Source organism: Fibrobacter sp. UBA2449 (genome assembly GCF_002342555.1).
Lineage (GTDB): Bacteria > Fibrobacterota > Fibrobacteria > Fibrobacterales > Fibrobacteraceae > Fibrobacter.
Map to the genome: position 1 here is coordinate 72,924 of NZ_DDQF01000005.1, position 15,061 is coordinate 87,984.

The following is a 15,061-nucleotide window of genomic DNA, read 5'->3' on the forward strand; positions in this document are numbered from 1 at the left end:
AACGGAAAAACCAGCAATTAGAGAAATTTTTCAAATTCCTTCAGGAGGGCTCGGCCTTCTTCCCATTCACCGAGGTTCGAAAGCGCATTGATATGCCCCTTGCGGCCCACGTCAAAGAACATCGAACCCCACGCATCCGCAAAAACACGCGCACGCTCAATAGTCACGTACTCGTCATTCTCGCTCGCGACAACACACGAGGGCACCGGCAACTTTTCCAAAGGCATCGGAGCAAAGTCCTCGACAATGTCAATCACGTCGATATCCGCAGGCGCAACGAGGAACACGCCCTTGACTTTCGCCGGAACGGCACCTTCCCTCGCCTTCTGCATAAGCCAGAGGACCGTCGTCGCGACCCCCAGACTGTGCGAAACGAGAACCGTATCGGACTCGAGCGCAGCCACCGTCCTGTCGAGCGTATCGACCCAATCCGCCTTGTGCGGGTGTTCCCAGTCGTGCTGTTCAACGCGACTTGCATCGGGCATGCTGTTCGCCCAATAAGTCTGCCAGTGAGTGGGGCCAGAATTGCTGTAACCGGGAACAATCAGATAATGCATCAAGAACCTTGTTGAATTACATGCTCACGAACTTGCGCATGCTTAGGATAGCAGTGAGTACGCTGAGGGCCAGACTTACAAGCAACGTAACCGCGGGAATGAAAAGCCCGACCAAGAACGTCTCGTGGAAAAGCTGGACCAGGAGGAGCAGCGGGACTACAACGAAAAGCGAGATGTGGGCCGCGGCACGGACCGTCTTTACGCGGAGCGAAAGCATCAGCGAGAACGATGTCGTGAGGAACACCGCCGAGAGCGCGCCGAGAATAGAAGCGAGCGCAGCGATGGTCGAAATATCGGGATGCGACGCCCAGTAGACGAACTGCGCCAGGAGCGCGAAACCCACCGGGAACGGAACAATCGCGAGCAACTTGCCCCAGAAGAGCCTCGCAGGCGCGATGGGAGAAAGCTGCAAAAGTTCAAGCGAATTGCGCTCGCGCTCGCCCGCAAACGAATCTCCGGCCAACGGCGAACCCATCGGGGCCATAAGGCAACCTAGCAGGAGCATCATGTAGCCTTCCATGCCTTCCATAATCTGCCCGCCGTACCGCGAAACTGCAATCCCCTGGCTCGCCGCGAGAATCACCGGCGGGATGATGAACGGAATCCAGAAGCGCGGATCCCGGAATATCAGGCGAAGTTCGTGTCTAAAAACGTGGAGCATGGGTTTGGGTGAAAAGATAGATTTATTCGCGCCAAAATAGGGCAAAGGTTCACTAAAAACATTTATTATCGCTTGCGGAACCAATGCAAAATGGGTATATTAAGGAGGGTATACTTATAGGGGATCTTTACAAGCCTCAAATACATTTCAAAGGAAGCCAGCAGGGACTAACAGTCACAAGGGCTTCCTCCCGCCGTTCATCTCGCAACCTGCAACAAAAAGCAACAAACGCTTGTTAACCGGAGCAATCGCCGTTGATTGGCGAAGGCGCGCGCTCCGCTAAGCGAACACTGGAACGAAGTGATTGTGTGAGCGTGCGAAGCACCGCCGCAGCCAACATTAATCCATGTGGCCACTTGCGGAACCGAATAAATAAAGGTATACTCAGAAAATAGATCCTAGCCTAGAGCTGCTTCTAGAACTTCATTCATTAGCGTCTGGTAGCCTACGCCATCAGACGCAGCCTTCTTCTTGTAGCCCTCAATTACGCGCACGGGAATGCGTATAGTGACGGCCTTCGATGCCTTCTCGGCCTTCCTTGCCTCACTCCTAGCCCGCGCCATAGCGAAGAACTGGTCGGGAGTCATGTTCTCTCCGACGAAACCGCGTCCGGACTCCACAGCCTCGCGCATTTCGTCGCCGAAGTCATGCTTCTTGTAGAAATCAACGTCCATGCTTTTCTTCATAGAGCCTTATCTCCTTTCCGTGCGCCCTTCGGGCAGTGATTACCGTTCCCGTGTTCCTGTTCGCGACGATTGTCCAGAGTTTTCCATCCCACTTTCCAGTGATGAGTTCGACATCTTCGTCGTGGTTTGACGGTGCCGACACGAATCGTCAGCCTTTTCAAGTCCATGCTTTCCGATCTTCATTGTAAATATAACCTGTATTTACACTTTTGTCAATACATTTTTGGGCGTTTTTCAGTGAATTTACTCCACGAACTATAAAAACAATATATTTAATGGAGGCAATCAATCATTCCGTGGCCCCGCGAGAAGATCAAAAACAAACCAGGCAATCAGCCCGCATAGAGCGAGAATGCCTCCAACAAAAGACCAGACAGCCAAAGCTCCGCTCAACAAGTCATTGTACATCAGCCAAAACGAAGCAAGCATCACCAACGCAAATGACACGGGGGTCAAAAGACGAGCCTTATGCAGAAAACGGCCAGCAGGCTTCAAAAACACAAGCCACACAAAAGCCCATAAGAAGCCGAAAGCAAAAGCCACAGCCTCTATCATCAGCACAACAATGGCACCAACACACATCGATTCCATAAAAACTCCTTGCACAAAATATACACAAAGCAAACGTCAAAAAATGTCAATAGGAACAAATTTCCAAAAAATGGCCCTAATATCACGAACCAATCTTTTTTTTGATTTCTCAGCCCCAATTCGCTTGCGAAAGCAAGTAAAACAAGATATATTACAAGAAGTAAACCTTACCCTCTTCAAGAGTCGACACGAAACCATCATGAAACTCATCAGTACAGATTTCTCTAATCTAGGGAAAAAGACCTTATACGACTTCGGCGACAACGAAGCCATTAATGAGCTTTTGAAAGAACATAAATCGACTAGGGATGAAATCACTAAAGAATTTTTCGATCTTGCCGACCCATTGGTTCGCTTAAACTGGATGAAGGATTTATCGGGGATGTTACAGCATGTAGACCCGAACACTAAAGAATTCTTCAAGGCCGTCGATAAAGAAATTGATAAATACAAGAAAGATCGCGACAAGAGAGCCGAAGAAGGCTGGATTGCAGATTGAATCATTTCCCGCCGCAGCCAACATTATTCCATTTTTCTCTTGCGGAATGGCGTGAAATTGGGTATATTACAAAAAAATCATATCGGAGAAAATCTGTGGAAGTCCAGTACATCAGCAAAATCGTTATCATCGCGATCGCCATTATAACATCCATCATCAGCATGGGTCTTTTGCAAGTACTCTTCCAATGGATCAAGGCCTTGCACTCCAACGTGGAGGTGAGCTATTTCAGGCTTCTCGGCATGAGACTGCGCAGGGTCCCAATACAAACCATCATTGAAGCGAGCGTCCTCGGCCGCAGCGAAGGCTACCCTATCGAATTAGACATGCTAGAAGCGCATTACCTCGCCGGAGGCAACGTGCTCCGCACAGTTCAGGCTGTCATCGCGGCAAACAAGGCGAACGTCAAGCTCGATTTCAAGGAAGCCGCCGCACTCGACCTTGCCGGAGACGACATGCTTGAGGTCGCAAAGAACATCGCCAAAAACAAGTCCTTCAACGGCATCATATAACCAGCGAGGCGTTTTAAAAATTCCTAACTTTTAACCATGGACGATATATTTGCTTTCATTGGCGCACTTTACATGGGAATCCATTTTACCCGGGCCAAGAAAATCGACTACATCTTCAAGATCCAATGGAATGAGCAGCCCGTACTTTTCGGCATTATCATACTTCTCTTTTGGTTTTTTGCACTAGACCGTTTTTACGGCTCTCTCGATCTTTTCGGGCTCTCCCCCATTACCGGGAGAACATTGAAGCTTCTGGACATCATCACATTTTTCGCAATATTCTTCGTCGCAACCATCGCAAGCATTTTCACGAAGCAGATCGAGATAAAGAAAAAGATTTTCACCTGGCAAGACAGGCCCCTAACCAGAAGTTCCATTCTGGTCATTTGCCTACTCTTGACAACCATTTTCGTGAAAGAACTGCTGGAATTCTTCGCTATTGTATGATTAGTAAATGAAACACGTTGTTTCATAAATACATCAAATAGCGAAGAATCCGCATCGAACGCACGATAAAGTTCCCCGATTCCGATAAATTTGCATCTTTAATTATATACATTAAGGTAGTTAGGATCGCAAAGTCCATGCGATTACGGGAAGGAGGAATACCATGTTCACGCTACGTTTTTTGTGGATTGCCGCAGCACTGTCCGCCATGTTCCTGGCTGGCTGCGGAACGCCCGTGTACAGGCAGGGGAACCTAACGCAAGGCATTTTCGAGACAAGCGTTCCCGAAAACTTCACCGGTGCAGGCAAGGAATTTGCAGCAGGCTCGTCTATCAAGGGTTTTTCTCTTTCGTTCGACTACACGACGGAAGAAGAAATGAAAATGAAAAACGTCAAGAACGCGGAACTCAAAGAAGGCGATTACGACCCTCTAATCAGCGGAAGCGACGATGACAAAAAAATCATGTCCGAAACAAAAATAAAGAAGTTCAGCTACAAGCGAAACCGCTTTCCCGTCTCGGCAGCATTCACGCACCTTTTCAAGGCGAAAGACGAACTTGCATGGGGATATTCCATCGGCCTGGACCCGGGAATCTACGCTCGGGTCATCGGCGGAATCAACAAGAAGAATTTCGAAGTCGGTGCCTATTTCGATATCGAGTTCTATAACGTGGGCGACATTTCGTTCGATTATTACGAATGCAGCGCCCCCACTAAGGAAGGATGCAAGGACATAACCGAAGAGAAGCACCTTGAAGAAGAAAATGTCCGTCAAGGCCGTCTGGGCGCAGGCATCTTCACGTCGTTCTACGTGAACGGCCTAGCGATTTCTTACTCACCGCTGCTCTACGTGCCCACAATAGAACAGGAATACGAGCTGCAAGAGAACGACATGCACGGGAACACCTTACGCACGCGCGTCGACAACCCATTCATACTGAGCCAATACGCAGGCGTATCGAAGTGGATTGACGAGCACTGGAAAGTTTCTCTCGGGGCAACGGTCCTCAGCAGCCTCTATTTCAACGACTTCTACCTTACCGCCAACGCTTCGCTCGGATTCTGGTTCTAAAAAAATTTCCGATGGCCTCCGTCTTAGCGAATGCAATCAGTAAGAGCTCGACGAAGACTCTAGTGTCCGCGCGCTCGACAACAAATCATGAACACTCATCGAACTTGAAGATTCGGGCATGGGAGGCTTGCCCGGATCCGGCTCATGCACAACTTCGTAAGTACTGTGCTTGGCATAAGGCGCCGAGTAATCGATATACTTGATACTTTCAAGTTCAGATCCATAATTTATTGCGAAATCAGACCAGCAGAGACAATAGGAACTCGCTTGCACATCAACAAATTTCAAGACCAAGGTGTCCCCAGACATCGTCTTGGATAAAGTTCCGCCAAGCCTTTGACAGTTATCTACAACATACCACATCGATCCCGAGAACCTTCCGTTCGAATCTGGCTGCATATACGCTTTGGTGGCAAGCGGCGGCACTTCCCCAATAGGATAATCAGCAAAGCAATTCATTGACACCTGGACATCCAATTCCTGCGGTCCCGAAGACGAAGAAGCATCTTCCGTAGACGAACTAGAATTCACAGTAGTCGTATCGCCCGAATCCGAGCTCGAGGATTCCTCAACGACTTCCGAAGACGACAGAGTTTTTTCTGATGAAGAAGATTTCTGTTCAGCTACAGAAGACGAAGATTTCGCCTTTTCTTTTGATGATGACGACACATCCTTTGACGAGGAACCTTTCTGTTCAATCGATGACGAAGAAAGCATTCCTTCTACAGAACTAGAACTGTCAAGTTCTGAATCTGCAGGATTTGAGGATGAAGGCGAATCATCGCCACAAGCAGCCAGCGCCATGGCAAGAGCCGTAGCCGTACTAAAGATAAATGATTTCTTCATAAGAACCTCCTTCTGTTTTCTCCCGTCCCCTATTAAATAATATAATCTTTTTTTCAACGCACTGCATGTAAAAAAGAAAGACGCAAAGTAAAATTAATTATCTTCACTTATATGAAATGAGCAAAAATGGCGGCTCAACGGCCGCCTCTTTTATTACTGTCTCGTGAGCGTCTTGTACCTGATGGGCTTCGGGTTGTCGGCATCTTCGCCGAGGCGCTTGCGACGGTCGGCTTCGTATTCACTCCAGTTGCCTTCGAACCACACCACCTTGGAATCGCCTTCATAAGCGAGGATGTGCGTGGCGATACGGTCCAGGAACCAGCGGTCATGCGAAATAATCACGGCACAGCCTGCGAACTTGAGGATTGCCTGTTCCAGAGCCTGCAACGTTTCGATATCCAAGTCGTTCGTCGGTTCGTCAAGGAACAAGAGGTTACCCGGCTTCTGCAGGTTCTTCGCCATGAGCACGCGATTGCGCTCACCGCCCGAAAGCGTCGTGAGTTTCTTCTGCTGGGCAGCACCGGTAAAGTTGAAGAGTCCGCAGTAGGCGCGGCCGTTCATCTTGCGGTCACCCACCATAATCTCGTCGTTACCGCCGGTGATTTCTTCCCACACGGTCTTGCTGTCATCGAGGCTATCGCGGCCCTGTTCCATGCTGATGATTTCCACAGTCTCGCCAATCTTGAGCGTACCGCCATCGGGCTTTTCCTGGCCCATAATCATCTTGAACAACGTTGTCTTACCCGCACCGTTCGGGCCGATAATGCCCACGATGCCGGAGCGCGGCAGGTTGAAGTTCAAGTCGTCGAACAGCACCTTGTCGCCAAAGGCCTTCTGCAAGTGTTCCGCCTGGATAACGATATCGCCCAAGCGTTTGCCGTTCGCAATGTGGATCTGCGCCACCTTGATCTGCTCGCGTGAATCTTCGGCGAGCAATTCCTCGTAAGCCTTGAGACGGGCCTTGCTCTTGGCCTGGCGTGCCTTCGGGCTCTGCTTGACCCATTCCTGTTCGCGGGCCAAACGTTTCTGCCTGTCGGATTCGCCCTTCTCCTCGCCACGGAGGCGTTCCAGCTTCTGGTCGAGCCACTGAGCGTAATTGCCTTCCCAGGGAATGCCGCGGCCGCGGTCGATTTCCAGAATCCAGTTCGTTACGTTGTCGAGGAAGTAACGGTCATGGGTCACGAGAATCACGGAGCCCTTGTATTCGCGGAGGTGGCGTTCGAGCCAAGCAACCGTTTCGGCATCCAGGTGGTTCGTCGGTTCGTCAAGGAGCAGCAAATCCGGTTCTTCGAGGAGCAAGCGGCAAAGGGCCACGCGGCGTTTTTCACCACCAGAGAGGTTCGTCACCGGCCAGTCACCCGGCGGGCAACGGAGAGCGTCCATCGCAATTTCGATATTGCGGTCGAGGCTCCACAAATCCTGCGCGTCGATGATGTCCTGAAGCTTCGCCTGTTCGTCGAGGAGCTTGTTCATCTCGTCGTCTTCCATGGGTTCGGCGAACTTCATGGAAATCTCGTTGAAGCGATCGAGCACGGCCTGCTTCTTGGCCACGGCCTGCATCACGTTTTCCTTGACGGTGAGGTTCGGGTCCAGCTGCGGTTCCTGCGGCAGGTAGCCTGCGGTACGGCCCGGTTCAATCCAGGCTTCACCCTGGAATTCCTTGTCGATGCCCGCCATAATGCGGAGGAGCGTCGACTTACCGGCACCGTTCTGGCCGATGATGCCAATCTTTGCGCCGTAGTAGAAACTGAGTGAAATATCCTTCAGCACCTCCTTGTTAGGCGGGTACGACTTGGTCATCTTGTACATGTAGAAAACGAATTTTTCTGCTTTATTCTGTTCGGCCATAAAAGGTTCCAGTTTGTTTATGGACTCTACGTCCAAGGTGATACGCTATATTTTTTCAATATAGCTTTTTCACGCAACGCCGTTCTTTACTTTTTGAACCGGACAATATCGGTGCGGTTTCCATTGCGGGCAACTACATGGTAGATTCCCGGGGCAAGGCCCTGCACATCGAAAACCGCCGAGCGCACCGCCTGCCTACGCATGACCTCGCGCCCCTGCAGGTCAAGGATGCGCACCGTCGCACCATCAATAAACGTGCTTCCGAGTTCTACAAACAGATGGCTGTCGGCGTAATGGACCGAAGTTCCGTACACGCTTGCGAAATCACCCAGCGCAGTCGTACCCGTGTCGGTTTTCGCCGTATCTTCCTTCGTCGGAATCTTGTCGTCCTTGCCCACCAGGCGCCACATCTGGTTCCATTCCCAGTCGTCGGCCCAGCTCTGCACCACGCGCTCGCCGTCCGTCGTCGCGCGCAGGTACATGTTGCTGTGCTGCATTTTCATGCGCACCACGGAGCCCTCGTAACCGGACTGCTTTTCCATCACCACCTTCTGGTGGGCGCCCCCATTCCACTTGTAAAGACCCATCGTGATGCCCGCATCCGTAGATTCGTTCGGGGTATCGAGAGAAATGTCGCCGAAGTTGATGCGGAACGTCGTCGAAGATAGCGGCGTAACCGTCGCAACAGCATTCTCGCCATTGCAATCACCCAGCGCAAGCTTGTCTTCGGATGTACGGACCATGCAGGTACCAAAATTCATTGACATGATGCGCACCGTATCGGGTTTCGCGGGCTTGGCCTGCCACACGCGCACCCAGTCCGCCTCGAAATACGCGGGCTTGTCGGAGGTAATCTCGATGTCGTCACCCGCCCAGCCACCGATGGCGAGGTTCACGATGATGTACTGCGCCGCGAGCTGCTTGATTTCTGTCGGGCGCGTGTAACTTGCAAACCGCTTGTCGTCAAAGTAAAAACTGAGTGTCGACTCGTCCCATTCCACGGCATAGTTGTGGAATCCCGCAGAACGGTCCACGTCATCGTCCTTGTGCCCGCCGAAGGACGCCTCGTGATCCCATGCAGAGCCGTGACTGCTATACCAGCTCGGGTCGGTGTAGTGCAGGTAGTAGTGGTGCTGCTTGCGCGACGCAGGAATTTCGAGAATGTCGATTTCCGGAGGCCAACCGTCCTGCAGGGTCCAGAACGCGGGCCACGTTCCCTTCTGCCACGGGGCCTTGAAGCGGCCTTCGATGTAGCCGTACTTGACTTCGAAGTGACCCTTAGTATCGATAGCGCCCGAGGTGTAGTCGACCGGAATTTCCTTGTTGTTGAACTTCGCCTTTTTTCCGTTGGCATTAGGGTGAACTTTCTTTTCGCCCTTCAGCTTGAGCGTACCATCGGAGACAATCACGTTCTCTTCGGCGCAGTAGGCGCGATGGTTGTGCGTCGGGCCCCAGTTGTACGTGGGGTTCCATTTCTTCTTGTCGAGAGAAGTACCGTCGAAGTTGTCCTCGAACACCTTCTCCCAGCCACTGAAATTCGCCGGCGGGTCAGCAAAGGCAAGCGTTACTGCAACCGCACCCGCGAGAACCAGGAATTTTCTTTTCATATCCTAAACCAACCTCATCCAAAGTTTATTTCCGACATCCCACCTTTTATTACCTCGCTTAATCTATACTCTTTTGTACAAAAACGCAATAGAGAGCCCCCGCACAAACGCAAAAACGCCCCGATTTCGGGGCATTTTCTAGAAAAATTTTACAAACGTTTATCGCATGCGGCGCGGGAGCTCGGACGCATGCTTCTGGAGCCACACGGCATCTTCGAGCGCGCGTTCGGCCTCGGTAGCCCAGTCGGAATCCGGGAACTGCTGCACGACGTCGCGGTAGCGCTGCGCCGCACTGTTGAAGTCGCGCAGTTCGCGGTAGATATTGCCCATCTGGAGCATGGCGAAGTAGCGTTCATCCGGAGAAATTTCCGTATTGAGCAGAGCCTTGTACATCTGGAGAGCCGCTTCGAAACTACCCGCCTTGAAGAGCAAGTTCGCATTCGCGATGGAATTACCGTCGGACGCGGGCGCCGTAGAAGCCTCGGGGGCGGATGCCGTCGCGGGGGCCGCGGCAGGTGCGGCGGCCACGGGTTCCACGGCACCAGCCTTCGCAATGGAATCCTTCTTCTCGGCTTCCGCAACCTTCAGCGAATCGGCGACAGCCTTCATCTCGGCAAGTCGGTCCTCGGCAGGGCGGCGGAACTTCGCATCGGGAGCGGCTTTCTTCAGGTACGCCGCCAGGGATTTCTTTTCGAGGTCGCCACGCTTGGTCTTCTGGTAGACAAGCGCAAGGTAGTAGTTGGCGTCGTTGCCCTCTTCCTTGTACTCGATACCCTTCTTCAGGTTGATTTCGGCCTTGTCGTATTCGCCCATGTAGTAGCGCGTGACACCGGCATAGAAATAGGCGCCCTTATCGCCCGGCTTCTTGGCGAGCACTTCGCGCCAGAGCGGAGCCGCCTCGCTGTATTTCCCGGCAGCGAGCAGGACCTTGCCCTTCTCGAACGGGTCGGTCGGCATCGCAGCCTCGGCCTTCGCGGGTTCCACCGGTTTGGCCTCAGGAGTGGCCTTTGCCGGTTCGGCGGCCTTTACAGATTCGGCCGGTTTCACGGGCTCAGCCGTTTTCACCGGCTCGGCGGCCTTCGTTTCGGGAGCCTTGGTCTCGACCGGGGCAGGTTTCGGTTCGGCGGGTTTCGCCTCCGCAACCGGTTCGGCGGGCGCTGCAGGAGCTTCCGCCTGCTGCACAGGCGCTTCTTCCACAGGCCTGTTCTTCGGGTCCTTCAGGCGCTCCTCGTCGGCCTTCGCCTTCTGCCCCATGAGTTCGTAGACTTTCGCGGCTCCCTCGTAGGCCTTGCTCATCGTGGGCGCAAACTTGTACGCGAGGCGGTAGTTGGCAAGCGCACGGCTATAGTTCTTCGTCTTGACGTAGACTTCCGCAGCAAGGAAGTAGGCCTCGGAATTCTGGGGCTGTTCCGCAAGGATCGCCCTGTATTCACCGAGAGCCATTTCGTATTCACCCTTCGCCTCGAAAATTGCCCCCTGTTCTATGCGGGGGTCAGCGGCAAAGGCGGCGCCAAACGCGAGCGCCAGCATGACAGCAGATACACGAATATTCATGCATAAAATTTAATAAAAATCCACTACGGGGCAGACTTGAAAATCTTCATTTGACGCACAGAGCCCGCCATCGTAAGCCGTACCACATACACTCCCGCACGCAGGCCCGAAAGGTCGACCACGCGGGAGGCGCTGGAGAGCACCTTCGTGCCGTCCATCTGCAAGACATCTACACGGGACGGGCCCGCCGCATAGACTTCCAGGCGGGATTCGCGGGCGATGTAGCGCATGGGCTCACCATGCAGGGATTTCGAGACCACGAGAGCGTCCGTACCATCCGAGGATTCCGCACTCGACGAGCTTTCCGCTTTTTCGGACGAAGAAGATTTCTCGGACGAGGAACTCGACTTCTCGGAACTGCTGGACAGATCCTCGACCGGAGCCGAGGATGACGAAGAAGCGGGAGTCGAGGATGACGATTCAACCGGCACAACATTCCCGTTCCAGCCCTTGTACGCCACAAGCGCATCCTTGAGCGGCTGGTTCACATCAGAAGAAGCATCATCAACAGAATTGTCGAAAGTCCACTTAAAATCGCCGCCCTGCACGCGGCCCGCATACCGGACAACGTTGTCCCTAGCCGTTACGGCATCGTCCGCCTTGTAGCTGTACATCACGGAATTGTCGGTATCGAAGTTGTTGTAGGTATTTCCACCATCGTACGACTTGACCGTAGAAGGCACCTTCGCGCTGCGGCTATCCACGACATACGCATCGAAATCCTCGGAGGTATTGATTCCCTGGCTCGCCGCCGTCGTTTCCACACCCTTCACCTTGTACGAGGTCGCGCCATACGGGATGAACGTGTAGGAGCCCTCCATGTAATTGCCGTAAGCCTTGATGGTACCGCCCGCTTCCTTGCTGAACGTGCCGTTGTTCGTCGGGTCGCGCTTGGTGCCGCTCGCATACACGTCAGTCCCCTGCATCGAAGTGAGCATCGGGTACTTGCAATTGCGGAAGTAGTTGTTTTCCATGAACACCGAGGAACCCAGCGTAGAGCCCGCACCGTATTTGGCATTGCCGTCGTAGTAGTTGTTGTACACATGCGCGCTGTAGTAGCGCACGCGCGGGTGGCGGCTGTCGGAATGGTCGTACCAGTTGTGGTGATACGTGATGTAGTAGCCATCGTTCGTACCTTCCTTAAGCCCGAGCAGGTTCGACTTGCCGTTGTCCCAGAAATGGTTATAGCTGAACGTAATGTACGTGGAAAGTTTGCAGTCAAGCGCGCCATCGCCCTTCACCTGGTCCTTGTCGCTGCCCGCATCGCCGTAGAAGAAGTCGCAGTTGTGCACCCACACGTACTGGTTGTTCTGCTGCAGGCCAACGTTGTCGCCTTCATCGCTGTTCACGTTCATGATTCCGAGATTACGGATTTCCACGTTCTGCGCGTTCTTGACGCGAATTCCCCAGCCGTTCACCGTAGCATCGGGCCCGACACCTTCCACCGTCACATAGGAGGTTTCAGACTTGCCGAGGTCAATCACCATGTCGCCCTGCACAAGCGAGTCGGAATCCGTCACGTTGCCGACAAGGCGCAGGTCGAGCGGAGTCGTCTCGTAGCCCTTCTTGTAGCAGTTCAATATGCCCTGGAAGCTCTTGCAAGTTGTCTTTGTACCCTTTGAACTTGTAGCCACGTCCATCGTCACGGTATTCTTGGTGCTTTCGGTAATGTAGAGCACCACGGCGCCATCCTTGAGCGTGCCGTCGGCCTTGTACGCACCGGGAACGCGCCCGTTAGCAAAAGCAAAACCGCTGCGGTCGTGCGCCTTTACCGAAAGCGTCTTTGTAGTGGCAGAAGCGCCTTCCTTGCCGCCCTTCACGCCCACAATCTTGAGCGTGTAGTCGCCCGCCTTGAGCCCCGGAACGTCTACGCGCCAGGTAGAGCCGTACTTGCGGACAAGTTCCGCATCGACCTTAACATTGCTCTTGCCATTACCCGAGTAATACACGTTGTAACTGTCGGAGCCGTCCGAAGCCCACTGGGCATAGGCAGATTCGAGCCAGCCACCGGCATCGCCGAGGGTCACCTGGGCACCCGCCACGGCCACCAAACCGAGGCAAGAAATAGCCATAACCAAACATTTCATACATCCATCCCTTTTTCGGGAACACCGCGAAGACATTCCGCTATTTGTTCTCAAATTGTTTCTCAAAAATATAATTCAATTTCAACTCAACTTGCAATTATTTTCTCTATTTTTAGGTAATTTTACAAAATTACGTTCTCAAATTTTTATAAAAACACCATTTTCAACGCAGATTTTGCGTAGAATATTACAAAAAACACGGAAAGTCATGATACAAAAGCCAACAAAAAACAACGCTTATTCCGGAAGTCGCCCCCTTTTTCACGCCTATTTTTTTATTCTTGTAGAAAATCAATTCGGAAAAAAGATGAAGTCTAGATTACTTTTGACAATGTTGTCCCTACTTTTTGCAACAACATTTGCAGAAAACGCACCGGACACAGCCAATTTCGATATTCTTCACGGAAGCGCCTACTACTATTCCGTAAATGCGCCGAGTGAAGCCCCTTCCACACTAAGAAACCTCTACACCCCGCACCTCATGTTCGGGCACAACCTCGCCTCCATCAACCTCAACGTGAACACCGGCGGCATCGCAAGCTACGCCTCCGGCAGCCACACCTCCTATATCGCCCTCCAGGGCAGAGAGGCCATGTTCGGCATCGCTACAAAGACCTTCGGTCTGGGCTTTGGGCTCATCATCGACGAAAAAGTGGACCTTTCCAGCGAAAAGGACGCCTACCACAAGGACGAATCCACAGAAATCGTCAGCAAGAACGCGCTCTCCCTCCGTTTCTCCATGCCCCTGCAATCAGTCGACTTCTTGGCGTTCTTGAGATTCACGCAAGGCGTCGATTCCGTTGCCATAAATGAGTACACCGACAGCGAAGGCAAGAACAACCTGGATTACCACAGAAACAACTACGAAATTTCCGGCTCGCTGAGCCTCACAAACCGGCCTTCCGCCAAAAACTTTTTCTGGAGCTCCGGCATAGGCGCAACCCGCAACAACAGGACAAGGGAGACGACCTACAAAAGCACAATCGACCCCGACGACAACTACCACAACCAGACCAACGCACAGGACAGCTACATCTATGCGAACCTCTTCTACAACTTCAGCAGCATCGTCCTGAAATCGAAGAACGCGCGTCTCCATGTCGGCAACAGCGCCCGCCTCTACGCCACCCTCTACGACCAGGTCGAAGACAAGGACAGCCATCGCAAGGACTTCTACGTAACCGGATCGCTCATTCTCACTCCCAACATACTCGCCGAATACGCATTCAACGAGAACTGGATGTTCTGGGGTGCGGCAAGCTACACCTGGACCACCTCCGGCAACCACGAAGACTACATCGAATACTGGAAAGACGAAAACGAAACGAAGAACAAATTTACGCGATTCTCCACCAATACCGGTGCAGTCGACGTGAGCACGGGACTCCTTTTCAAGTACAAGAAGCTGACTCTTGAAGCGGGAGTCGCCTCCAATTTATTCAGCAACCCCTTCAGGGGCTTCAGCGGCAACAACGTCCTGTACAACTTTACCGGGATTGTCGAATTTTAATCGGGAGAAAACATGAAAAAGACGCTATTCCTTTCTCTGCTCTTGATTCTAGCCCTTATTGTCGCGTGCACCTCGGACTCCGCCATCACAGGGCCGCACAACAGTTCCACCCCGCATGACAGCGCATACGTCTATTCCAGCAGCTCGAAGAAGGCCTCCAGCAGCAGCAAGGCCATCGAGAGTTCTTCCAGCGCAAAGTCCTCGTCCAGTGAAGACGACGAAATTTCCAGCAGCTCCGCAAGGTCGAGTTCTTCCGTAGCATCGAGTTCCAGCGAAGACGACGAGGAAAGTTCCTCCAGCGCCGAAGAAGAATCGAGCTCCAGCGAAGACGACGAAGAAAGCTCTTCCAGCGCCGAAGAGGAATCGAGTTCCAGCGAAGATAACGAGGAAAGTTCTTCCAGCGCCGATGAAGAATCGAGCTCCAGCGAAGCCGGAGAAGAAAGTTCATCAAGCGAAGAGGATCCGGGTTCCAGCAGTTCGGCGGAGCCGTCATCCTCGACATCAAACGAGGAGACCTCCAGTTCGTCGGACGACGTGGGAAACTCTTCTAGCAGCGAAAAAGTTTAAGAAACAATAACAAAGGA

General features: G+C 52.5%; 16 protein-coding genes. 6 read left to right on the plus strand and 10 right to left on the minus strand.

The window, feature by feature from the left end:
* Positions 1-17: 17 nt before the first annotated feature.
* From B4B27_RS01820 to B4B27_RS01840, 5 genes are all read right to left on the minus strand, one after another.
* Entirely contained in the window at positions 18-557 is a 540-nt protein-coding gene (locus tag B4B27_RS01820) for an RBBP9/YdeN family alpha/beta hydrolase (RefSeq protein WP_290723097.1), read from the minus strand.
* Between the two features lie 16 nt (positions 558-573).
* The gene (locus tag B4B27_RS01825) at positions 574-1,218 is read right to left on the minus strand and encodes an ABC transporter permease (protein WP_290723099.1); all 645 of its coding nucleotides are present in this window, start codon (positions 1,216-1,218) and stop codon (positions 574-576) included.
* Between the two features lie 398 nt (positions 1,219-1,616).
* Positions 1,617-1,904 (minus strand): BrnA antitoxin family protein, encoded by a 288-nt coding sequence (locus B4B27_RS01830; RefSeq protein WP_290723101.1) that lies wholly within the window; start codon positions 1,902-1,904, stop codon positions 1,617-1,619.
* On the minus strand, positions 1,882-2,046 hold the full coding sequence (locus B4B27_RS01835; protein WP_290723103.1) for a hypothetical protein: 165 nt from the start codon (positions 2,044-2,046) through the stop codon (positions 1,882-1,884). Before B4B27_RS01835 ends, B4B27_RS01830 begins: the two co-directional genes overlap by 23 nt.
* Before the next feature lie 143 nt (positions 2,047-2,189).
* Positions 2,190-2,495: a hypothetical protein gene (locus B4B27_RS01840; protein ID WP_290723105.1), complete on the minus strand. Its 306-nt coding sequence runs from the start codon at positions 2,493-2,495 to the stop codon at positions 2,190-2,192.
* A gap of 199 nt (positions 2,496-2,694) precedes the next feature.
* Between B4B27_RS01840 and B4B27_RS01845 the strand changes: the two genes are divergently transcribed.
* The 4 genes from B4B27_RS01845 (at position 2,695) to B4B27_RS01860 (ending at position 5,025) form a co-directional block, all read left to right on the plus strand.
* Positions 2,695-2,994 carry a hypothetical protein gene (locus tag B4B27_RS01845; RefSeq protein ID WP_290723107.1) on the plus strand — a complete coding sequence of 100 codons (300 nt, stop codon included), beginning with the start codon at positions 2,695-2,697 and terminating at the stop codon, positions 2,992-2,994.
* A gap of 95 nt (positions 2,995-3,089) precedes the next feature.
* Entirely contained in the window at positions 3,090-3,506 is a 417-nt protein-coding gene (locus B4B27_RS01850) for a flotillin-like FloA family protein (protein WP_290723109.1), read from the plus strand.
* Between the two features lie 36 nt (positions 3,507-3,542).
* Positions 3,543-3,953 (plus strand): hypothetical protein, encoded by a 411-nt coding sequence (locus B4B27_RS01855; RefSeq protein ID WP_290723110.1) that lies wholly within the window; start codon positions 3,543-3,545, stop codon positions 3,951-3,953.
* Positions 3,954-4,116: 163 nt separating this feature from the next.
* Positions 4,117-5,025 carry a hypothetical protein gene (locus B4B27_RS01860; RefSeq protein ID WP_290723112.1) on the plus strand — a complete coding sequence of 303 codons (909 nt, stop codon included), beginning with the start codon at positions 4,117-4,119 and terminating at the stop codon, positions 5,023-5,025.
* Positions 5,026-5,061: 36 nt separating this feature from the next.
* On the opposite strand, the gene B4B27_RS01865 is transcribed toward B4B27_RS01860, so the two are convergent.
* The 5 genes from B4B27_RS01865 to B4B27_RS01885 all read right to left on the minus strand — a co-directional run bounded on the left by B4B27_RS01865 (position 5,062) and on the right by B4B27_RS01885 (position 12,967).
* Positions 5,062-5,871, minus strand: a complete 810-nt coding sequence (locus B4B27_RS01865) for a hypothetical protein (protein ID WP_290723114.1) — start codon at positions 5,869-5,871, stop codon at positions 5,062-5,064.
* Positions 5,872-6,024: 153 nt separating this feature from the next.
* The gene (ettA, locus tag B4B27_RS01870) at positions 6,025-7,719 is read right to left on the minus strand and encodes an energy-dependent translational throttle protein EttA (protein WP_173381279.1); all 1,695 of its coding nucleotides are present in this window, start codon (positions 7,717-7,719) and stop codon (positions 6,025-6,027) included.
* 86 nt (positions 7,720-7,805) lie between these two features.
* On the minus strand, positions 7,806-9,326 hold the full coding sequence (locus B4B27_RS01875) for a family 16 glycosylhydrolase (RefSeq protein WP_290723118.1): 1,521 nt from the start codon (positions 9,324-9,326) through the stop codon (positions 7,806-7,808).
* A gap of 159 nt (positions 9,327-9,485) precedes the next feature.
* On the minus strand, positions 9,486-10,880 hold the full coding sequence (locus tag B4B27_RS01880; protein ID WP_290723120.1) for a tetratricopeptide repeat protein: 1,395 nt from the start codon (positions 10,878-10,880) through the stop codon (positions 9,486-9,488).
* 23 nt (positions 10,881-10,903) lie between these two features.
* Positions 10,904-12,967: a pectate lyase family protein gene (locus tag B4B27_RS01885; RefSeq protein WP_290723122.1), complete on the minus strand. Its 2,064-nt coding sequence runs from the start codon at positions 12,965-12,967 to the stop codon at positions 10,904-10,906.
* Positions 12,968-13,298: 331 nt separating this feature from the next.
* Here B4B27_RS01885 and B4B27_RS01890 point away from each other — a divergent pair, with 331 nt between their 5' ends.
* Positions 13,299-14,477 carry a hypothetical protein gene (locus tag B4B27_RS01890; RefSeq protein WP_290723124.1) on the plus strand — a complete coding sequence of 393 codons (1,179 nt, stop codon included), beginning with the start codon at positions 13,299-13,301 and terminating at the stop codon, positions 14,475-14,477.
* A 12-nt stretch (positions 14,478-14,489) separates the two neighbouring features.
* A complete protein-coding gene (locus B4B27_RS01895; protein WP_290723126.1) occupies positions 14,490-15,044 on the plus strand; it encodes a hypothetical protein in 555 nt (184 codons plus the stop codon).
* Positions 15,045-15,061 lie beyond the last annotated feature (17 nt).

Bases quoted from the DNA above. Each gene is read 5' to 3' on its own strand.
- B4B27_RS01855 (WP_290723110.1), top strand. From the start codon at position 3,543: ATGGACGATATATTTGCTTTCATTGGCGCACTTTACATGGGAATCCAT.
- ettA (WP_173381279.1), bottom strand. From the start codon at position 7,719: ATGGCCGAACAGAATAAAGCAGAAAAATTCGTTTTCTACATGTACAAG.
- B4B27_RS01890 (WP_290723124.1), top strand. From the start codon at position 13,299: ATGTTGTCCCTACTTTTTGCAACAACATTTGCAGAAAACGCACCGGAC.
- B4B27_RS01875 (WP_290723118.1), bottom strand. From the start codon at position 9,326: ATGAAAAGAAAATTCCTGGTTCTCGCGGGTGCGGTTGCAGTAACGCTT.
- B4B27_RS01880 (WP_290723120.1), bottom strand. From the start codon at position 10,880: ATGAATATTCGTGTATCTGCTGTCATGCTGGCGCTCGCGTTTGGCGCC.
- B4B27_RS01885 (WP_290723122.1), bottom strand. From the start codon at position 12,967: ATGAAATGTTTGGTTATGGCTATTTCTTGCCTCGGTTTGGTGGCCGTG.
- B4B27_RS01895 (WP_290723126.1), top strand. From the start codon at position 14,490: ATGAAAAAGACGCTATTCCTTTCTCTGCTCTTGATTCTAGCCCTTATT.
- B4B27_RS01840 (WP_290723105.1), bottom strand. From the start codon at position 2,495: ATGGAATCGATGTGTGTTGGTGCCATTGTTGTGCTGATGATAGAGGCT.
- B4B27_RS01825 (WP_290723099.1), bottom strand. From the start codon at position 1,218: ATGCTCCACGTTTTTAGACACGAACTTCGCCTGATATTCCGGGATCCG.
- B4B27_RS01830 (WP_290723101.1), bottom strand. From the start codon at position 1,904: ATGAAGAAAAGCATGGACGTTGATTTCTACAAGAAGCATGACTTCGGC.
- B4B27_RS01845 (WP_290723107.1), top strand. From the start codon at position 2,695: ATGAAACTCATCAGTACAGATTTCTCTAATCTAGGGAAAAAGACCTTA.
- B4B27_RS01860 (WP_290723112.1), top strand. From the start codon at position 4,117: ATGTTCACGCTACGTTTTTTGTGGATTGCCGCAGCACTGTCCGCCATG.
- B4B27_RS01820 (WP_290723097.1), bottom strand. From the start codon at position 557: ATGCATTATCTGATTGTTCCCGGTTACAGCAATTCTGGCCCCACTCAC.
- B4B27_RS01865 (WP_290723114.1), bottom strand. From the start codon at position 5,871: ATGAAGAAATCATTTATCTTTAGTACGGCTACGGCTCTTGCCATGGCG.